The organism is Methylobacterium sp. J-077 (assembly GCF_022829365.1).
Lineage (GTDB): Bacteria > Pseudomonadota > Alphaproteobacteria > Rhizobiales > Beijerinckiaceae > Methylobacterium.
Genome location: NZ_JAKSYJ010000112.1, coordinates 41,272 through 59,710, shown reverse-complemented (window position 1 = coordinate 59,710; position 18,439 = coordinate 41,272). Strand labels below are relative to the sequence as shown.

Here is an 18,439-nt window from a genome sequence, read left to right as displayed (position 1 = left end):
GGGAAATTATCTCTCTTCACCGATCCACGCTAATAAACTCCTGTTCAGCCAAGCGCGGCTTGACCGGCCAGCGCGTGACCGTCACGATCAAAGCCGCCTCATCGATCGAGCGCGGCCGGACCGGTGCGCTACTCCGAGATGCGGGCTGCTCCCGTCCCAAGTGTTGCTGGCCCAGAGTTGCTGGTCGGCCCCGTCAGGGCAGGGACGGAGGCGGGGGCCGAAGGGACAGGATCGATGGCGCGGTTGGGGACCATACCCTTCTTCAAGGATCCGGGCATCGAGCTCGGTCCGTTCGAGACCCGCTGCCATTGGCGCCGCTTCGACGAGAACGAGGTTCTGGTCGACTTCGACGATATCTCCACGGACGTGTACTTCATCGCCTCGGGCGAGGTGCGGATCCTGAACCGGACCCAATCCGGGAAGGAGGTGATCCTCGGTGAGATGCGCGGCGGGGCCTTCTTCGGCGAGCTCGCCGCCATCGACGGCATCGGCCGGTCGGCCAACGTCACCGCGCTCACCCGCGGCGAGGTCTGCGTGGTGCCGGCGGCGGTATTCCGCCAGATGGTGTTCGCCTCCGAGGCCATCGCCGACCGGCTGTTCCGGCTGCTCGCCAAGCGCGTGCGCGAGCTCAACACCCGCCTGATGGAGCACGCGCTCCTCGACCTGAAGCACCGGCTCTACGCGGAGCTGCTGCGCCTCTCGGTTCCGCGATCGGGCACGTCGGGCGAGCGGGTGGTGTCCCCGCCGCCCTACCACCACGTGCTCGCCGCGCGGATCGGCTGCCGGCGCGAGCAGGTCACCCGGGAATTCACCGCCATGGCGTCCGAGGGTCTGGTCGACCGCACCCGCGGCGCCCTGGTCCTGCGCCGGCCCGACCTGCTCGAAGCGCGCGTGGCCGAGGCGCTGCGCGAGGATTCCTGAGGCCTTGCCGGACGCGCCCGCGCTGCGCCTGGAGGATCTGACCAAGCGCTTCGGCACGCATGTGGCCGTCGATGCGGTGAACCTCGACCTGGAGCCCGGGGAGTTCTTCTGCCTGCTCGGGCCGTCCGGCTGCGGGAAGAGCACGCTGCTGCGCCTGATCGCGGGCTTCGAGGCCCCGAGTTCCGGTCGCGTTCGCCTCGGCGATCAGGACCTGACAGCCCTGCCGCCGCACAGGCGGCCGGTGAACATGATGGTCCAGTCCTACGCCCTGTTCCCGCATATGAGCGTGGCCGGGAATATCGGCTATGGCCTGAAAGGTCTGGGCCGCACCGCTGTGGCCGCCCGGGTGACGGAACTGCTGCGCCTCGTGCGCCTGGACGGTTTCGGGGATCGCCGCCCCGACACGCTGTCGGGCGGGCAGCGCCAGCGGGTCGCGCTCGCCCGGGCGCTCGCCCGCGAGCCGAGATTGCTTCTCTTGGACGAGCCCCTCGGTGCCCTCGACCGCGGCTTGCGCGAGGAAACACAAGCTGAGTTGCGCGCCGTGCAGCGCCGGCTCGGTACCGCCTTCGTGGTGGTGACCCATGATCCCGAGGAGGCGATGATGCTCGCCGACCGCATCGGCGTCATGGAGGGCGGCCGGCTCGCCCAGGTCGGGGCCGCAGCCGAGCTGTACCGGCGCCCGGCGAGCCGGTTCGTGGCGGGCCTGCTCGGCGATGTGAATCTCATCCCCGGCCGGCTCGGACCCGCCGAGCCCGGCGACAGCCGGGCGGTGCAGACCGCGCACGGGCCGGTCCGCGCCGCCGCGACGGCGTTGCCGGAGGGCGCCTCTGTCGTCGTCGCGGTGCGCCCGGAAGACCTCGTCGTCGGGACCGCGGGGCTGCCGGTGACGATCGCCGATACGGTTTTCTTGGGGGACCGCCTGCGCCGGACCCTGCGCCTGCCGGATGGCACGCTGTTGCGGTCGAGCGGGCGGCCGGGCGACGAGAACGACCCCGTGGGCCCGGAAACCCGCGCCGGCTTCGCCGCCGCGGACGCCGTGATCCTGCCGGCATGAGGGTCAAGGCGCCGGGAAAGCGACTGTTCGACCGGCTCGTGCGCCTGCCGCCGTTCCTCTGGCTGGCGGCGTTCTTCCTGCTGCCCTTCGCGATCACCCTGAAGATCAGCCTGTCGGAGCCGGCCACCGCGATCCCGCCCTACCTGCCGGTGGTCGATTGGCAGGGTGGGCTCGACGGCTGGTCGTCCTTCCTCGAAGCGCTGAACCTCGACAATTACGCGACGCTCGCCACCGACACGCTCTATCGCGACGCCGCCCTCGGCTCGCTCGGCTACGCCCTGGCCGCCAGCCTGATCCTGGTCGCCCTCGGTACCGCGCTCGGCTACGCGCTCGCCATGGCGCCGTCCCGCTGGCAACCGCTCCTCGTCGCCCTGGTGGTCGTGCCGTTCTGGACGAGCTTCCTGATCCGGGTCTACGCCTGGATCGCGATCCTCAAGCCCGAGGGCTTGCTGAACCTGATCCTGCGCCGGCTCGGCCTGATCTCCCAGCCGCTGATCATCCTGAACACCGACGCCGCGGTGATCATCGGCCTGGTCTACGCCTACCTGCCGTTCATGGTCCTGCCGCTCTACGCGGTGATGAACCGCCTCGACCCGGCCCTGCGCGAGGCCGCCGCGGATCTCGGCGCCTCGCCGGCCCGGGTATTCTGGACCGTGACGCTTCCGCTCAGCCTGCCCGGGATCGCGGCCGGCGCCGGACTGTGCTTCATCCCGATGGTCGGCGAGTTCGTGATCCCGGACCTGCTCGGCGGCTCCGAGACTCTGATGCTCGGCCGGGTGCTGTGGAGCGAGTTCTTCTCGAACCGCGACTGGCCGCTCGCCTCCGCGGTGGCGGTGCTGATCCTCGTGATCATCATCGGCCCGGTGGTGCTGTTCCGCGACAGCCTGCGCGTCGGCGAGGAGGGCGGCCCGTGACCTGGGTGACCCGCACCGCCCTCGTGTTGGGGCTCGGCTTCCTCTACGCGCCGATCCTGGTGCTGATCGCCTACTCGTTCAATGCCTCGAGCCTGGTCACCGTCTGGGGCGGCTTCTCGACCAAGTGGTACGGCGCCCTGCTCGCCGACGCACCGCTGATGGCGGCGGCCTGGGTGTCCTTGAGGGTCGCGCTGCTGGCGAGCCTGATCGCCACGATCCTCGGCACCCTCGCGGCCCTGGCCCTGGAGCGCCACGGACGCTTCCGCGGACGGGCGCTGTTCACCGGCCTGATCTTCGGGCCGATGGTGATGCCGGAGGTGATGATCGGCCTGTCGCTCCTGCTGATGTTCATCGGCATCGGGGTGGACCGGGGCATCGCCACCCTCGTCATCGCGCACGCGACCTTCTGCACAGGCTTCGTCGCGGTGGTCGTGGCGGCACGCCTGCGCGGGCTCGACCGCGGCCTCGAAGAGGCGGCCGCCGATCTCGGCGCCGGGCCGCTGCGGGTGTTCCTCACCATCACGCTGCCGCTGCTGGCGCCCGCGGTGCTGGCCGGGGCGCTCCTGGCTTTCACCCTGTCGCTCGACGACCTCGTGATCGCGAGCTTCGTCTCGGGCCCGGGCTCGACCACCCTGCCGATGCGGCTCTACGGCCAAGTCCGGCTCGGGGTGAACCCGGAGATCAACGCCGCCTCGACGCTCCTCGTCGTGCTGGTCAGTGTGTTCGTCCTGCTGGCTTCCTCGCTGACCGTCCGGCGCTCGCGTGCCTGAGCGACGGTTCATCCGGTTCGGACCCGACCCGGAACGCGCGACGTGTGCTTGCGCACGCAGCCACGCTTCCTCGGATCATACGCTCGTGACGAGCCCGCTGCGACATGCAGCGAATCCATGAGGGACCCGCGTCATGATTCGTGCTCTGACACTGTTTTCCCTGGCCGCTTTTCTCACCGCATCGGCCGCCGAAGCCCGCTCCGCCCGCGTCCACGCAAAGCCCCTGCCCAACCCGGCCATCAAGGCCCGTGAATCGGTGCTGAAGGATTTCGACGCCCGGATGAGCCGGCTGGATGCCCTGATGGGTCTGTCGGCGAAAACCTCGCCGCGGTCGCGCTCGGCGGATGCCGGCCGCTGAGATCGGTCGGCGGACAGGTCAGGATCAGCGGCCGAGGCCGCCGGCCTCCTCGATGAAGCGCGCGACGGCGTCGGCTCCGGCCCCCTCGCGCAACGACGCGAACACGTAGGGCCGCGCGCCGCGCATCCGCTTGGTGTCGGCTTCCATCACCGATAGGTCGGCGCCGACCAGCGGCGCGAGATCGGTCTTGTTGACGATCAGCAGGTCCGACCGGGTGATGCCCGGGCCGCCCTTGCGCGGGATCTTCTCGCCGCCCGCCACATCGATCACGTAGAGGGTGATGTCGGCGAGTTCCGGCGAGAACGTCGCCGCGAGGTTGTCGCCGCCGGACTCGATCAGCACCAGATCGAGCTTCGGGAAGCGCCGGCTCATCTCGGCGACCGCGGCGAGGTTGATCGAGGCATCCTCGCGGATCGCCGTATGCGGGCAGCCGCCGGTCTCGACCCCCAGGATGCGCTCCTCCGGCAGGGCGCCGGCCACGGTCAGGATCCGGGCATCCTCCTTGGTGTAGATGTCGTTGGTGATCGCGCAGATCTCGTAGCGCTCGCGAAAACGCTTGCAGAGCTGCTCCATCAAGGCCGTCTTGCCGGAGCCTACGGGGCCGCCGATGCCGACGCGGAGCGGGCCGTTCGAGGAGGTCATGCTGCGTCCTCAGGATCGGAAGATGCGGGAATATTGCGTCTCGTGCCGGAACGAGCCGAGATCGAGGCGGAAGGTGGCGGAGCCGATCGCATCGAGGTCCGCTTCGTGGGCTTCCTTGGCGAGCCGGACGATGCGGGGCGTCAGGGCGGCGATCACCCGCGTGCCGGCCGCCTGCCCAACCGGAGCCGCCCGCAACGCCGCCGAGACCAGGTTCTGAACGAAGGCGAGCCCGTAGGCGGCCAGCAGCGGCGGCAGCGCCATCCCATGCGCACCCGCCGCCGCACCGACCGCCACCGGATACGCGACCGGCCCCGGGAGTCGCTCGGCCACATGCGAAAAGGTTTTGCAGGGCCAGGCGCCGAGCGTCGCGTCGAGGAAGCTGCGACCCTGCTGGCTGGTCTCTAGATGCAGCTCGCGCGACGGGGCCAAGGCCAAAGCGAGGTCGTTGATCGCCACGATCGTGTCCAGGGAGTCCGAACCCGCCGCCCGATGGGCATGGGCCGCCAGGATCAGATCGTTGCGGAGCGCGCCGTGCGCGCAGACATCGGCGAGCCAAGCGGTAAGGCTCGGCTCATCACACACATCACCGGTCTCGGCCGCCCATTCCAGCCCGTGCGAATAGGCGTAGGCGCCCACCGGATAGCCCGGCGACAGCCAAGCCATCAGCCGCAACGCGTCCAGGCTCTCAGCCATCGGCGTGGTGGTGATGGTGGCCGCCATGCGGGTGATCGTGACCGTGCGCATGGCCGCCGGAATAGGCCCCGCCCTCCGGCCGGAACGGGCGCTCGACCGGCTCGGCGCTGCCGCCCAGGCCCCGGACCATGTCGGCGAGCACATGGTCATCGGCGATCCAAACCGCCTCCGCACCGATCTCGGCCGGGATATGCCGATTGCCGATATGCCAGATCAGCCGCTTGAGGGCGTGATCACTCGCGGCACGGATCTCCAGCAGCCGCTCGGACGCGGCCTCGACCCACACGAGCCGGCCATCCTCCAGCACCAGGGCGTCGCCGTCCTCCAGCACGGCCGCTTCCGGCAGATCGAGCAGGAACCCCAAGCCACCGGCACCGCGCATGGCGACGCGGCGGCGATGGCGCGCGCCGGAATCGAGCACGACCCGGTCGACGATCTCGCCGCCGGACAGGTGCTCGCGGCGGAGGATGCGGGTGGCGCGGATCATGAACTCAGGATTGGTCAATGAGATCGGGCTCCTTCGGCAGGAAGCCGTCGGCCAGCACGTTTTCCAGGGTGAAGGGAGGCTGTTCGGGGAAGAGCGTGAAATCGATGCCCGTCTGCTCCGAGGCTTTGCGGCGGCCGGATAGGTAACACATCGCGAAGACCTCGCCGGGATAGCGGCGCAGGCTCGGGCTGGCAGCGAGAAGATCGGCCAAGCCGGCACGCTGCTCGGCGATCGCCCCCTTCCAGCCGCTGGATCGGAGCCCCGGCTGGTACTTCCATTTCAGCAGGTGCGTGAGCAGAACGGTCAAACGGCTGCGAATCTCGCGTTTGTCGCTGGCGCCCACGCTCGCCACCTCGTCGATCAGATGTTCCAGGTCGAGCTCGTCGAAACGGCGAGCGCGCAGCAGATCGGCCTGGGCCTGCGTCCAGAGGAAGAAGTCGGTCTCGTAGAGGCCTTCCGTCCGTTGTGGTTTCAGCGCGGCCTTCGCCATCTCTGGCCTCCTGTCCGTCCGCCGCACGATAGCTCAGAACAGGAAATAACGCTGCGCCATCGGCAGCACCTCGGCGGGCTCGCAGACCAGGAGCTCGCCGTCCGCGCGGACATCGTAGGTCTCGGGATCGACCTCGATCGCCGGCGTCGCGTCGTTCAGCACCATGTCCTTCTTCGAGATACCGCCGCGGACGTTCTCCACCGCAACGAGTTGCTTCTGCACGCCGAGCCGCTCCCGCAACCCGTCCTCCACCGCCGCCCGGGAGACGAAGGTCAGGGCGGTCGCATAGGGCACGCGGCCGTAGGCGCCGAACATGGGGCGGTAATGCACCGGCTGGGGCGTCGGGATCGAGGCGTTCGGATCGCCCATCGGGGCGGCCGCGATGCTGCCGCCCTTCAGCACCAGATCGGGCTTCACACCGAAGAAGGCCGGGGTCCAGAGCACCAGATCGGCGAGCTTGCCGGGCTCCACCGAGCCGATATGCTTCGACACGCCGTGCGCGATGGCCGGGTTGATCGTGTACTTGGCGACATAGCGCCGGACGCGCAGGTTGTCGGTGCCGGAGGCGTCGCCCGCGAGCGCGCCGCGCTGGCGCTTCATCTTGTCGGCGGTTTGCCAGGTGCGGATCACCACCTCGCCGACCCGGCCCATGGCCTGGCTGTCCGATGACATCATCGAGAGCGCGCCGAGATCGTGCAGGATGTCCTCGGCCGCGATCGTCTCGCGGCGGATCCGGCTCTCCGCGAAGGCGAGGTCCTCGGGGATCGACGGGTCGAGGTGATGGCAGACCATGAGCATGTCGAGATGCTCGTCGATCGTATTTTTCGTGTAGGGCCGCGTCGGGTTCGTGGACGACGGGAGGACGTTCGGCAGCCCGGCGACCTTGATGATGTCCGGCGCGTGGCCGCCGCCGGCCCCCTCGGTGTGGAAGGCGTGGATCGTGCGGCCCTTGAAGGCCGCGATCGTGTCCTCGACGAAACCCGATTCGTTGAGCGTGTCGGTGTGGATCATGATCTGGATGTCGTGGGCATCCGCCACCGACAGGCAGGTGTCGATCGCAGCGGGCGTCGTGCCCCAATCCTCGTGGAGCTTGAGCGCGCAGGCCCCGGCCCGGACCATTTCCACCAGACTCTCCGGGCGCGAGGCGTTGCCCTTGCCGGCGAACGCCAGGTTCATCGGGAAGGCGTCGGCCGCCTCGATCATCCGGGCGATGTGCCAGGGGCCGGGCGTGCAGGTGGTGGCGAAGGTGCCGTGCGCCGGCCCGGTGCCGCCGCCCAGCATCGTGGTGACCCCCGAGCACAGCGCCTCCTCGATCTGCTGCGGGCAGATGAAGTGGATGTGGCTGTCGAACCCGCCGGCCGTGAGGATCTTGCCCTCGCCGGCGATCACCTCCGTGCCGGGGCCGACGACGATGTCGATCCCGGGCTGCACGTCAGGGTTGCCGGCCTTGCCGAGCTTGAAGATCCGGCCGTGCACGATGCCGACATCGCATTTCACGATGCCCCAATGGTCGAGCACCACCGCGTTGGTGATCACCGTGTCGACGGCGCCCGCCGCGTTGGTGACCTGGCTCTGGCCCATCCCGTCGCGGATGACCTTGCCGCCGCCGAACTTCACTTCCTCACCGTAGGTGGTGAAATCGCGCTCCACCGTGATCTCGAGGGACGTATCCGCGAGACGGATGCGGTCGCCGGTGGTCGGCCCGAACATGTCGGCATAGGCGGCGCGGGGGAGGGCGGCGGGCTTCGGGGTGTTGGCCATGATGGTCAGGACTCCCGGCGCAATCGGGTGAAGGCGTCGGCGGGTTCCGCTTTCCGATCGAAGGTCAGCGTGGTCCTGCAGCCGGCCGAGCGGTTGATGGCGCCGATCAGATGATCGGCGAAGTCGCCTCTGCCGCCGGCCCAAGTCGACAAGGCAGCCTCGGCCGCTACGCGGTGATCGACGACGACATTCGATGCGTTGAGCAAGCGGCGAATCACCGAGACGAGGGCGGCCTTCTTCTGGCGCAAGGGTCGCGCCAGGATCCAAACGGTTTCGGCAAGCACCACTGTATTGACGAAGAACTGAGCGTCGAGCCGGCTCAGCGCTTCCGTCGCAAGCGCGGTCTGGTCCGGCGCGTCGTCCGGCCATACCGTTTCATCGACGAGCCAGCGGAGCAGCACGTTCGTGTCCAGCCCGATCACGCCTCGTCGTCCTCGGAGGCATCGTGCGTTCGATCCCAGCGGGCCGCGCGGCTCGCTTCGATCCATTCGGAGAGTCGCACGCCATCGACCGGCGCGATCGGATCGCAGGTGTCACGGCCGACGATGCCGCGGAGCGTGGCCAGCGCTTCCGTGCGTGCCGCGACGAGAAAGCGTCCGTGTGCATCTTGCGTGAAGACCAGCTTGTCGCCCGCCTTCACGCCGAGAGCTTTTCGAAGCGACGCCGGCACGGTCACCTGACCTTTCGACGTGATCGTGGCTTCCGTCGTCTTCATGCGGATCTCCTTACCTTTTGCGATGTTAGTAAGGAGATTGCGGGAAGGCTCGCAAGCGCGGCTGGTTCGCATGTGCGGCCATCGGCCGGACTCACAGTTTGCCCATCACGCCACCCCGAAAACCGTACACGGTGCGCCCGCCCGACAGCGGCACCAGCACGACCTCCCGGGTCGAGCCCGGCTCGAAGCGCACCGCCGTGCCGGGCGCGATGTCGAGGCGCTGCCCGCGCGCCCTCTCGCGGTCGAAGACGAGGCCGGGATTGACCTCGTAGAAGTGATAGTGCGAACCGACTTGGACCGGTCGGTCGCCGGTATTGGCGACCTCGATCACGGTGCGTGCCGCCCCGGCGTTGAACACGATCTCGCCGGGCAGGGTGGTGACCGTGCCGGGCACGTCGGTCGAGACCGCGCCCCGGATCGGGTGATGCACCGTCACGAGCTTGGTCCCGTCCGGGAAGGTCGCCTCGACCTGGATGTCGTGGATCATCTCGGCGATGCCGGGCATCACCTGGTCGGCGGTGAGCACGTTCGCCCCCGCCTGCATCAGTTCGGCGACGCTGCGCCCGTCGCGGGCACCCTCGACCACGAAGTCGGTGATCAGCGCCACGGCCTCGGGATGGTTGAGCTTGACCCCGCGCCCCAGGCGGTTGCGCGCGACCTGCGCCGCCATGGCGATGAGCAGCTTGTCCTTCTCGCGGGGCGTCAGCAGCACGGGATACCTCGTCGTGGCGGCGACGGGAGCAAGGATCATGCGCGGTGCGGGGTCAAGGGTGCCGCGAGGCGGCCCGACGGCTTCACCCTGGCATCGCGTCTGTCAGGCTACGGTGAGACCCGCGCGTCCGGATTCCGGGCGGATCGTCAGGCCGCCTCGTCGTCCCCGCCGATGAGGCGCATGGCGCGCAAGCGGGCCGTGCGCTCGTCGCGCGCCCGCAAGTCCGCGCGGATGGCCGCCCAGAGAGCCGCCGGCTCGGGACTATCCTGTGGCGCGACTGCCGTGTCAGCTCCGGTGTCGCGTTGATCGAAGGCGTCCATATCGTCGCATCCCGCGCCTTGTGCTGCGGCTCGGTATCAGCACGGCGCTTCGGCGGTCCAGCCTCAAATACAGGCATGATCCGGACAACCGTCCCGCATCGTCACGCCGGACCGGATGGTCGATCCGTCGACGGCCGCGCGATGCGACGCCGGCAAGCAGCAGCCCGGTCGTCATGAGGGGTGGGGGAAACGGTCGGGGCGCGCTCCGGGCCGTAGACCGGGATCTGCGGGGCTTCGCCCGGCCACCAGCCTGAGCAAACCTTGGAAACATAACGGACACGGAGACGTGGCACCTGTCCGATCGAATCGGACCCGCATCGTCCGCACGGCGCGCCGGGATGCCCTCAGTCTTTCGTCAGCGTGGCGATGATGGATTCGACGACGTCGATCTGGTGTTGCACCGCCACCAGCCGCGGCCCCGCGGCTGCGCCGTCGCCGAGCACGAAGGTGCCTTTCTGCCGGCGCGTGTTGCGCAGCTTGCGCACCGAGGCGACGAGGGTCTGCCGCTCCTCGATGAGGGCGGCGCGCAACTCGTTCAAGCCGTCCAGTTCCAACGTCTCGGCCATGCGGCGTCCCGGTGTCCTGACTTCGTCGCCGGACACGCCGGCTTCCGACGGTGCGCGCATCCGTGCTCTCAGCAGCGATCACAGCGACGCGCGACGCCGGACCGGGTTTCTGGCTCATTTGCGACGCCTTTGCCACGGGCGCAATCAGTGCCGCGCGCCGAGCTTTTCACGCGCGTCATCCGCATTCCGATGCGGCGATCGGCGGGGCGCCCTAATGTTGCCGCGTCGATTGTATGCTAATGAATGCAATATTCTCCGGCGGCGTTTTGCGGAGCGCCGCGGTTACGATGGACGATCGCGGCGCGCTCGGCGGCCCGATCACGCAAGGGCCAGTCAGGCATGCTGAGCCACGATGACAGCCATCGCGACGCGACTCGATCGGACGAGGCTGTCGCATTCTACGGCGAGGGGGAACCGCGGCCGATGAAGGGTGAGCGGAAGCCGCGGCGGTCCCGCGGTTTGGTGACGACGATCGTGGCCCTCGCTCTCCTGGGCGGCGGGGCCTACGGCTACGTGCGCACGACTCAGCGGCCGGTGGCGAAGGCGAAGGCGGCCACGCCGGTGCCCGTGCCGGTGACCCTCGGGATGGTCGAGCAGGGGCCGTTCGCGCTGGTGCTGAACGGGCTCGGCACGGTCCAGGCCTACAACACCGTCCAGGTGCGGACCCGCGTCGATGGCGAGATCCGCCAGATCGCCTTCCGCGAGGGCCAGACCGTCCGCACGGGCGATATCCTGGTCCAGGTCGACCCGCGCCCCTACCAGGCCGCCCTGGACCAGTCGAAGGCCAAGAAGGAGCAGGACACCGCCAACCTCAACAACGCCAAGGCGGATCTGGTCCGTTACACCGGGCTCGGCGCCTACGCGTCGCGCCAGCAGACCGAGACGCAGTCCGCCATCGTCGCCCAGCTGACCGCGCAGGTCGCCTCCGACCAGGCGTCCATCGACAACGCCACCACGCAGCTCAGCTACGCCACGATCCGGGCGCCGATCAACGGCGTCACCGGCTTCCGGCAGGTCGATATCGGCAACATCGTCAACGCCGCAGGCCAGTCGGCGATCGTCACGATCACCCAAGTCGAGCCGATCTTCGTGGTGTTCACGGCGCCGGAGGACCAATTGCCCGCGATCGTCGCGGCCCTGCGCGCCGGCGAGGTGCCGGTGGAGGCCTGGAGCTCGGACGGGCTGACCAAGCTGGCGGACGGCAAGCTCGCCCTGTTCAACAACCAGGTCGACACGGCGACCGGCACGATCCGCCTGAAGGCGGTCTATCAGAACCAGAACCACGCCCTGTGGCCGGGTCTGTCGGTCTCGACCAAGATGCGGGTCGGCACGGTCGCGGCCGCCACGACGGTGCCGGACGACGCCGTCCAGCACGGGCCCGACGGCCTGTTCGCCTTCGTGATCGACGAATCCGGGCACGCGCACCAGCGGGTGCTGAAGGCCGGGCGTTCCGATTCCGGCCGGACGCAGGTGCTGGCCGGCGATCTCAAGCCCGGCGAGCGGGTGATCACCGCCGGGCAGTACAAGGTTCAGGACGGCAGCCTCGTGGCCGATCCGCACGCGGCCCACACGGCGCAGGCCGAGACGACGGCGTCCAGCCGGTCGGCAAAGGCCGATCCGTGATGGGGCTGCGTATCGACAGGGCGGCGGCGTTGCCGCGCGAGGGGCTGCGAGAGGATCTGCCATGAAGGCTGGGATCTCGGCACCCTTCATCCGCTTCCCGGTGGCGACCACGCTGATCATGGTCGGCATCCTGTTCCTCGGGATGGTGACCTATCCGCTGCTGGGCGTTGCGCCGCTGCCGCAGGTGGATTTCCCGACAATCCAGGTCACCGCGCAATTGCCCGGCGCCAGCCCGGAGACCATGGCGTCCTCGGTGGCGCAGCCCCTGGAACGGCAATTCTCGCAGATCCCGGGCGTCGCCCAGATGACCTCGACCAGCTCGCTGGGGATCTCGACGGTCACGGTCCAGTTCGACCTTAACCGCAACATCGACGGTGCGGCCAGCGACATCCAGGCGGCGATCAACGCGGCGAGCGGCCAGCTTCCGAAGAACCTGCCGACCCCGCCGACCTACCGGAAGGTCAACCCGGCCGATTCCCCGATCCTCCTGCTCTCGGCCACCTCCGACAGCATGCCGCTGATCGAGGTGGACGACGCAGTGGACGTGCAGCTCGCCCAGCGGATCAGCCAGATCTCGGGCGTCGCGCAGGTGTTCATCGGCGGCCAGCAGAAGCCCGCGGTGCGGATCCAGGTCGATCCCGCCAAGCTCGTGGCCAAGGGCCTGTCGCTGGAGGACGTCCGCACGCCGCTGTCGGTAACCACGGTAAACAACCCGAAGGGCAGCATCGACGGCGCGAGCCACAGCTACACGATCTTCGCCAACGACCAGCTCACCACGGCACAGAACTGGAACGACGTCATCGTCGCCTATCGCGACGGCGCGCCCCTGCGGGTGCGCGACATCGGCACCGCGGTCGCCGGCCCGGAGGACACCAAGCAGGCCGGCTGGACCAACGGCCAGCGCGGCGTGTTCCTGGTTGTGTTCAAGCAGCCCGGCGCCAACGTCATCGACACGGTGGACAGCATCAAGGCACAGCTGCCGCAGCTGACCGCGACCCTCCCGGCCGGCATCAAGATCGGCATCCTCAGCGACCGCACGCAGACCATCCGCGCCTCCGTGGAGGACGTGCAGTTCACCCTGCTGATCACCATCGTGCTGGTGGTCGCAGTGATCTTCGTGTTCCTGCGCAGCTTCTGGGCGACGGTGATCCCGAGCGTGACCGTGCCGCTCGCCCTGCTCGGCGCCTGCGCGCTGATGTGGCTGGCCGGCTATACCCTCGACAACCTGTCGCTGATGGCGCTCACCATCTCGGTGGGCTTCGTGGTCGACGACGCCATCGTCGTGCTGGAGAACATCAGCCGCTACGTCGAGGAGGGGATGCGGCCCATGGAGGCCGCGTTCAAGGGCGCAGGCGAGATCGGCTTCACCATCGTCTCCATCTCGGTCTCGCTGATCGCCGTGCTGATCCCGCTGCTGCTGATGGGCGGCATCATCGGCCGCCTGTTCCGGGAATTCGCCGTCGTCCTGTCGATGACGATCGCGGTTTCGGCCTTCGTCTCGCTGACGCTGACGCCGATGATGGCGGCACGCCTCCTCAAGCCGCACGGCACCGGCCACCACGGACGCCTCTACCGGGCGAGCGAGGCGGTGTTCGACGCGCTGGTGTCGTCCTACGCCAAGGGCCTGGATCTGGCGCTGCGCTTCCGGTTCATCACGCTGCTGACCTTCTTCGCGACCCTGGCGCTGACGATCCACCTGTTCATCGTCATTCCGAAGGGGTTCTTCCCGCAGCAGGATACCGGCTTCATGATCGGCGTCACCGAGGCGGGCCAGGACGTGTCCTTCTCGGCGATGAAGACCCTGCAGGAGAAGGTCGGCGCCATCGTGCAGGCCGATCCGGACGTGGCGACGGTGGGCATGTCGCTGGGCGGCAACGGCCAGGCGCTGAATTCGGGCCGGATGTACATCACGCTCAAGCCCCGCGAGGAGCGCGCGGCTGACGCGTTCCAGATCATCGGACGCCTGCGGCCGAAGCTGGAGCGAGTCGAGGGGATCCGCACCTACATCCAGGCCACCCAGGACGTGCGCACCGGCGGGCGGACCTCCCGGACGCAGTTCGAATACACGCTCCAGGACCCGGATCTGGCCGAGCTCAACACCTGGGCGCCGCGCATCCTCGACAAGATGAAGACCCTGCCGGAGCTGCGCGACGTCGCCACCGACCAGCAGAACCGCGGCACCACCCTGACGCTGGCGATCGACCGCGACGCCGCCTCGCGCTACGGGATCACGCCCCAGCTGATCGACGACACCCTCTACGACGCCTTCGGCCAGCGGCAGATCGCCCAGTACTTCACCCAGCTCAACAGCTACCACGTGATCCTGGAGGTGCTCCCGGCACTGCAGGGCAGCGTTGAGAGCCTGGACAAGATCTACATCAAGGCGCCGATCGGCGGCGGGCAGGTGCCGCTCGCGGCCTTCGCCCGCTGGACCACGGACCCGGTGGCGGCGCTCGCGGTCAACCACCAGGGCCAGTTCCCGGCGGTGACGATCAGCTTCAACCTCGCCCCCGATGTCGCGTTGGGCCAGGCCACCGAGGCGATCGGCCGGGCGATGAAGGACCTTGCGGTTCCGCCGACCGTGGTCACCGGCTTCCAGGGCACCGCGCAGGCGTTCCAGCAATCGCTGTCGACGGTGCCGCTGCTGATCCTGGCGGCCCTGTTCGTGGTCTACCTGATCCTCGGCATCCTCTACGAGAGCTTCATCCACCCGATCACGATCCTCTCGACCCTGCCTTCGGCTGGCGTCGGTGCGTTGGCCGTGCTGATGTGGGCGGGCTACGATTTCAGCCTGATCGCACTGATCGGCATCATCCTCCTGATTGGCATCGTGAAGAAGAACGGCATCATGCTGATCGACTTCGCCATCGTGGCCGAGCGCGAGGAGGGGCTGAGCCCGGAGGAAGCGATCCGCAAGGCGGCCCTGCTGCGGTTCCGCCCGATCCTGATGACCACCATGGCGGCGTTGCTCGGCGGCATCCCGCTGATGCTCGCCACCGGCACCGGTTCGGAGATCCGGCAGCCGCTCGGCTACGCCATGGTCGGCGGCCTCGCCGTCAGCCAGATCCTGACGCTGTTCACGACGCCGGTGATCTACGTCTATCTCGACCGGCTGGCGCATCGGTTCTCCTTCCGGGACAAGCCCGAAGCGGTCGACGCGCGGTTGGCCGAGGACCGCGAGGCCGCCCGCGAGCAGCAGGCGCTGCGCGCCGCGGAGTAGAGCCGCGGCTTCGCGCCGGATGTCAGCCGTCCCCGCTTGGCAGGGCGCGCGACCGACCCAGTTCACCCCGCTCCGGCCTCGCGAAGCGGGGCGCTCCGGATGCGGGGAGCGGTGAATGAGCGTGAACCGGCCGTTGCGCGGGCTGACCATCCTCGCCCTGGAGCAGGCCGTCGCCGCGCCCTACTGCACCTCGCGGCTCGCCGATGCCGGCGCCCGGGTGATCAAGATCGAGCGCCCGGAGGGGGATTTCGCCCGGGGCTACGATTCCGCCGTCAACGGGCTGGCGAGCTACTTCGTCTGGCTCAACCGCGGCAAGGAGAGCCTGGTCGCCGACATCAAGGATCCGGACGACGCCCGGCTGCTGCACGCCATCCTCGAAGACACCGACGTGTTCGTGCAGAACCTCGCCCCCGGAGCCGCCGCCCGGGCGGGCTTCGGCTCAGCAGAGTTGCGGGCGCGCCATCCGCGGCTGATCACGGTCGACATTACCGGATACGGGTCAGGCCACGCCTACAGCGACATGAAGGCCTACGACCTTCTGGTGCAGGCCGAGAGCGGCATGGCCGGGATCACCGGCCATCCGGCCGGTCCGGGCCGGGTCGGCGTCTCGGTCTGCGACATCGCCTGCGGGATGGACGCCCATGCGGCGGTGCTGGAGGCGCTGATCGCCCGCTCCATCTCCGGCGAGGGCTGCGCCCTGGAGGTCAGCCTGTTCAGTGGCGCGGCCGACTGGATGAACGTGCCGCTGCTCTATTTCGAGGGCACAGGCCGGGAGCCGCAGCGGGTCGGGCTGGCCCATCCCTCGATCTCGCCCTACGGCGCCTACAAGACCGCCGACGACAGCCTGGTGCTGATCTCGATCCAGAACGAGCGCGAATGGGCAAGCTTCTGCGACCGCGTGCTCGGCGAGCCGGATCTCGCCCGCACTGAGGGCTTTTCCTCAAACAACGCCCGGGTCGCGAACAGGGCAGCCGTGGACCTGCGCGTCGGCGCCGCCCTGGTGCGGCTGAGCCGCGACGAAGCCGCCGCCCGCCTCAAGGCCGCCGGCACCGCCTACGGCTTCGTCAACACCCTGGCCGACCTCGCCACCCATCCGGCCCTGGTCCGCGCCGAGGTCGAGACCTCGGCGGGAACGGCCCGCATCGTCGCGCCGCCGGTGCTGATCGACGGCGAAGTCCGGGCGCTCGGCCGGGTGCCGGATATCGGCGAGCACAGCGCAAAGATCCGGCGGGAATTCTCCGCCCGAGGTTGAGGCACGCAATTAAAAAAACAACAGGAGGAAACGATGAGATTGAACGGAAAAATCGCGCTCGTGACGGGCGCCGGGAGCGGGTTCGGCGCGGGCATCGCCGAGCGCTTCGCCGCCGAGGGCGCGCGGGTTGCCTGCGTGGATATCGACCGGGTGGCGGCCGAGCGGGTCGCATCCGGCATCGGTGCGAACGCCATCGCGATCGCCGCGGATGTCGGATCGGCCGCCGATGTCGAGGCCAGCGTGTCCGAGACCCGGGAGCGGTTCGGAATCCCGCACATCCTGGTCAACAATGCCGGCACCACCCACCGCAACAAGCCGCTGCTGGAGGTGACCGAGGACGAGTTCGACCGGGTCTTTCGGGTGAACGTAAAATCGATCTTCCACTACGTCCGCACGATCGCCCCGCTGATGCGCAACCAGGGCGGCGGCGTGATCCTCAACGTCAGCTCGACGGCGGCGCTGCGGCCGCGCCCGGGGCTGACCTGGTACAACGCCTCCAAGGGCGCCGCGAGCCTCGCCTCGAAGTCCCTGGCGCTGGAACTCGCCCCCTGGAAGATCCGGGTGAACGCCCTGTGCCCGGTGATAGGCGCCACGGCGCTGCTCGAGCATTTCATGGGCGTGCCCGACACCCCGGAGAACCGGGACAAGTTCATCGCGACGATCCCCCTCGGACGGATGTCGCGGGCCGAGGACATCGCCGCCGCGGCCCTGTTCCTGGCCTCCGACGAGGCCGCATTCATCACCGGCGTCGACCTGCCGGTCGATGGCGGCCGCACGGCCTGAGGCGCGCGATGGAAGCCTATACCGAGATCCGCGAGGCGGTCGCCAGGCTCTGCGCCGGGTTCCCCGGCCCGTATTGGCGGGCGCTCGACCGGGAGATGACCTACCCGACCGAATTCGTGACCGCGCTCACCGAGAGCGGCTACCTCTCGGTGCTGATCCCGGAGGAGTATGGCGGCTCCGGCCTGCCGCTCTCGGCTGCCGCCGCGATCCTCGAGGAGGTGCAGCGGGCGGGCTGCAACGGCGGCGCCTGCCACGCGCAGATGTACACGATGGGCACGCTGCTCCGGCACGGTTCCGACGCCCAGAAGGCCGCCTACCTCCCGGCCATCGCCGAGGGCCGCCTGCGGCTCCAGGCCTTCGGGGTGACCGAGCCGAGTTCCGGCACCGACACCGGCAGCCTCAAGACCACCGCCCGGCGCGACGGCGACCATTACGTCGTCAACGGCCAAAAGATCTGGACCAGCCGGGCCGAGCATTCGGACCTGATGCTGCTCCTGGCGCGCACCACCCCGCGCAGCGAGGGCATGAAGCGAACCGACGGCCTGTCGGTGCTGCTGGTCGACATGCGGGAGGCGATCGGCAACGGCCTGACCATCCGGCCGATCCGCACCATGATGAACCACGCCACCACGGAGGTTTTCTTCGACAACCTCCGCGTACCCGCCGACAACCTGATCGGTGAGGAGGGCAGGGGCTTCCGCTACATCCTGTCCGGCATGAACGCCGAACGCATCCTGATCGCCGCGGAATGCGTCGGCGATGCCAAGTGGTTCATCGACAAGGCCAAGCGCTACGCCGCGGACCGGTCGGTGTTCGGCCGGCCGATCGGGGCCAACCAGGGCGTGCAATTCCCGATCGCGAAAGCCTACGCCAACATGCGGGCGGCCGAGCTGATGGTCCGCGAGGCGCTGAGCCTCTACGAATCCGGCACCAATCCGGGCGCGGAGGCCAACATGGCCAAGATGCTCGCCGCCGACGCCTCGTTCGAGGCCGCCAATGCCTGCATCCAGACCCATGGCGGGTTCGGCTTCGCCGAGGAATACGATATCGAGCGCAAGTTCCGCGAGACGCGCCTCTACCAAGTGGCGCCGATCTCCACGAACCTGATCCTCGCCTACCTCTCCGAGCACGTGCTCGGCCTGCCGCGGTCGTACTGAC

At 68.9% G+C, this 18,439-nt stretch carries 20 protein-coding genes; 10 read left to right on the top strand and 10 right to left on the bottom strand.

Features of this window, described 5'->3' with window-relative positions:
• The first annotated feature begins 234 nt into the window (after positions 1 to 234).
• From MKL11_RS11085 to MKL11_RS11065, 5 genes are all read left to right on the top strand, one after another.
• Positions 235 to 921, top strand: coding sequence for a Crp/Fnr family transcriptional regulator (locus MKL11_RS11085; RefSeq protein WP_243943184.1), 687 nt, complete (start codon positions 235 to 237; stop codon positions 919 to 921).
• 4 nt (positions 922 to 925) lie between these two features.
• On the top strand, positions 926 to 1,975 hold the full coding sequence (locus tag MKL11_RS11080; protein WP_243943182.1) for an ABC transporter ATP-binding protein: 1,050 nt from the start codon (positions 926 to 928) through the stop codon (positions 1,973 to 1,975).
• A complete protein-coding gene (locus MKL11_RS11075) occupies positions 1,972 to 2,889 on the top strand; it encodes an ABC transporter permease (protein ID WP_243943180.1) in 918 nt (305 codons plus the stop codon). The genes MKL11_RS11080 and MKL11_RS11075 overlap by 4 nt, the downstream gene beginning before the upstream one ends.
• Positions 2,886 to 3,659 carry an ABC transporter permease gene (locus MKL11_RS11070; protein WP_243943177.1) on the top strand — a complete coding sequence of 258 codons (774 nt, stop codon included), beginning with the start codon at positions 2,886 to 2,888 and terminating at the stop codon, positions 3,657 to 3,659. Before MKL11_RS11075 ends, MKL11_RS11070 begins: the two co-directional genes overlap by 4 nt.
• A gap of 133 nt (positions 3,660 to 3,792) precedes the next feature.
• Positions 3,793 to 4,017 (top strand): hypothetical protein, encoded by a 225-nt coding sequence (locus MKL11_RS11065; RefSeq protein ID WP_243943175.1) that lies wholly within the window; start codon positions 3,793 to 3,795, stop codon positions 4,015 to 4,017.
• 24 nt (positions 4,018 to 4,041) lie between these two features.
• Here MKL11_RS11065 and ureG read toward each other — a convergent pair whose 3' ends face one another.
• From ureG to MKL11_RS11015, 10 genes are all read right to left on the bottom strand, one after another.
• Entirely contained in the window at positions 4,042 to 4,659 is a 618-nt protein-coding gene (ureG, locus tag MKL11_RS11060) for an urease accessory protein UreG (RefSeq protein WP_243943174.1), read from the bottom strand.
• Between the two features lie 9 nt (positions 4,660 to 4,668).
• Positions 4,669 to 5,379 carry an urease accessory protein UreF gene (locus tag MKL11_RS11055; RefSeq protein ID WP_243943172.1) on the bottom strand — a complete coding sequence of 237 codons (711 nt, stop codon included), beginning with the start codon at positions 5,377 to 5,379 and terminating at the stop codon, positions 4,669 to 4,671.
• Positions 5,345 to 5,839 carry an urease accessory protein UreE gene (locus MKL11_RS11050; protein WP_243943276.1) on the bottom strand — a complete coding sequence of 165 codons (495 nt, stop codon included), beginning with the start codon at positions 5,837 to 5,839 and terminating at the stop codon, positions 5,345 to 5,347. The genes MKL11_RS11055 and MKL11_RS11050 overlap by 35 nt, the downstream gene beginning before the upstream one ends.
• A gap of 4 nt (positions 5,840 to 5,843) precedes the next feature.
• A complete protein-coding gene (locus MKL11_RS11045; RefSeq protein ID WP_243943170.1) occupies positions 5,844 to 6,329 on the bottom strand; it encodes a DUF29 domain-containing protein in 486 nt (161 codons plus the stop codon).
• Positions 6,330 to 6,362: 33 nt separating this feature from the next.
• The gene (gene ureC / locus MKL11_RS11040; protein WP_243943168.1) at positions 6,363 to 8,090 is read right to left on the bottom strand and encodes an urease subunit alpha; all 1,728 of its coding nucleotides are present in this window, start codon (positions 8,088 to 8,090) and stop codon (positions 6,363 to 6,365) included.
• Between the two features lie 5 nt (positions 8,091 to 8,095).
• On the bottom strand, positions 8,096 to 8,512 hold the full coding sequence (locus MKL11_RS11035; RefSeq protein ID WP_243943166.1) for a PIN domain-containing protein: 417 nt from the start codon (positions 8,510 to 8,512) through the stop codon (positions 8,096 to 8,098).
• Positions 8,509 to 8,805: an AbrB/MazE/SpoVT family DNA-binding domain-containing protein gene (locus tag MKL11_RS11030; RefSeq protein WP_243943164.1), complete on the bottom strand. Its 297-nt coding sequence runs from the start codon at positions 8,803 to 8,805 to the stop codon at positions 8,509 to 8,511. Before MKL11_RS11030 ends, MKL11_RS11035 begins: the two co-directional genes overlap by 4 nt.
• Before the next feature lie 91 nt (positions 8,806 to 8,896).
• A complete protein-coding gene (locus MKL11_RS11025; RefSeq protein ID WP_243943162.1) occupies positions 8,897 to 9,517 on the bottom strand; it encodes an urease subunit gamma in 621 nt (206 codons plus the stop codon).
• A 146-nt stretch (positions 9,518 to 9,663) separates the two neighbouring features.
• The gene (locus tag MKL11_RS11020) at positions 9,664 to 9,837 is read right to left on the bottom strand and encodes a hypothetical protein (RefSeq protein ID WP_243943160.1); all 174 of its coding nucleotides are present in this window, start codon (positions 9,835 to 9,837) and stop codon (positions 9,664 to 9,666) included.
• A 344-nt stretch (positions 9,838 to 10,181) separates the two neighbouring features.
• Complete coding sequence (locus MKL11_RS11015; protein ID WP_243943157.1) at positions 10,182 to 10,463, bottom strand: HOOK family protein; 282 nt, start codon at positions 10,461 to 10,463, stop codon at positions 10,182 to 10,184.
• A gap of 363 nt (positions 10,464 to 10,826) precedes the next feature.
• On the opposite strand from MKL11_RS11015, the gene MKL11_RS11010 reads away from it, so the two are divergent.
• The 5 genes from MKL11_RS11010 (at position 10,827) to MKL11_RS10990 (ending at position 18,438) form a co-directional block, all read left to right on the top strand.
• Entirely contained in the window at positions 10,827 to 12,026 is a 1,200-nt protein-coding gene (locus tag MKL11_RS11010) for an efflux RND transporter periplasmic adaptor subunit (RefSeq protein WP_409565843.1), read from the top strand.
• A gap of 61 nt (positions 12,027 to 12,087) precedes the next feature.
• Complete coding sequence (locus tag MKL11_RS11005; protein WP_243943153.1) at positions 12,088 to 15,246, top strand: efflux RND transporter permease subunit; 3,159 nt, start codon at positions 12,088 to 12,090, stop codon at positions 15,244 to 15,246.
• 115 nt (positions 15,247 to 15,361) lie between these two features.
• Entirely contained in the window at positions 15,362 to 16,498 is a 1,137-nt protein-coding gene (locus tag MKL11_RS11000) for a CaiB/BaiF CoA transferase family protein (RefSeq protein WP_243943151.1), read from the top strand.
• Between the two features lie 33 nt (positions 16,499 to 16,531).
• A complete protein-coding gene (locus MKL11_RS10995) occupies positions 16,532 to 17,281 on the top strand; it encodes a glucose 1-dehydrogenase (protein ID WP_243943149.1) in 750 nt (249 codons plus the stop codon).
• Between the two features lie 8 nt (positions 17,282 to 17,289).
• Complete coding sequence (locus MKL11_RS10990; RefSeq protein ID WP_243943147.1) at positions 17,290 to 18,438, top strand: acyl-CoA dehydrogenase family protein; 1,149 nt, start codon at positions 17,290 to 17,292, stop codon at positions 18,436 to 18,438.
• Position 18,439 lies beyond the last annotated feature (1 nt).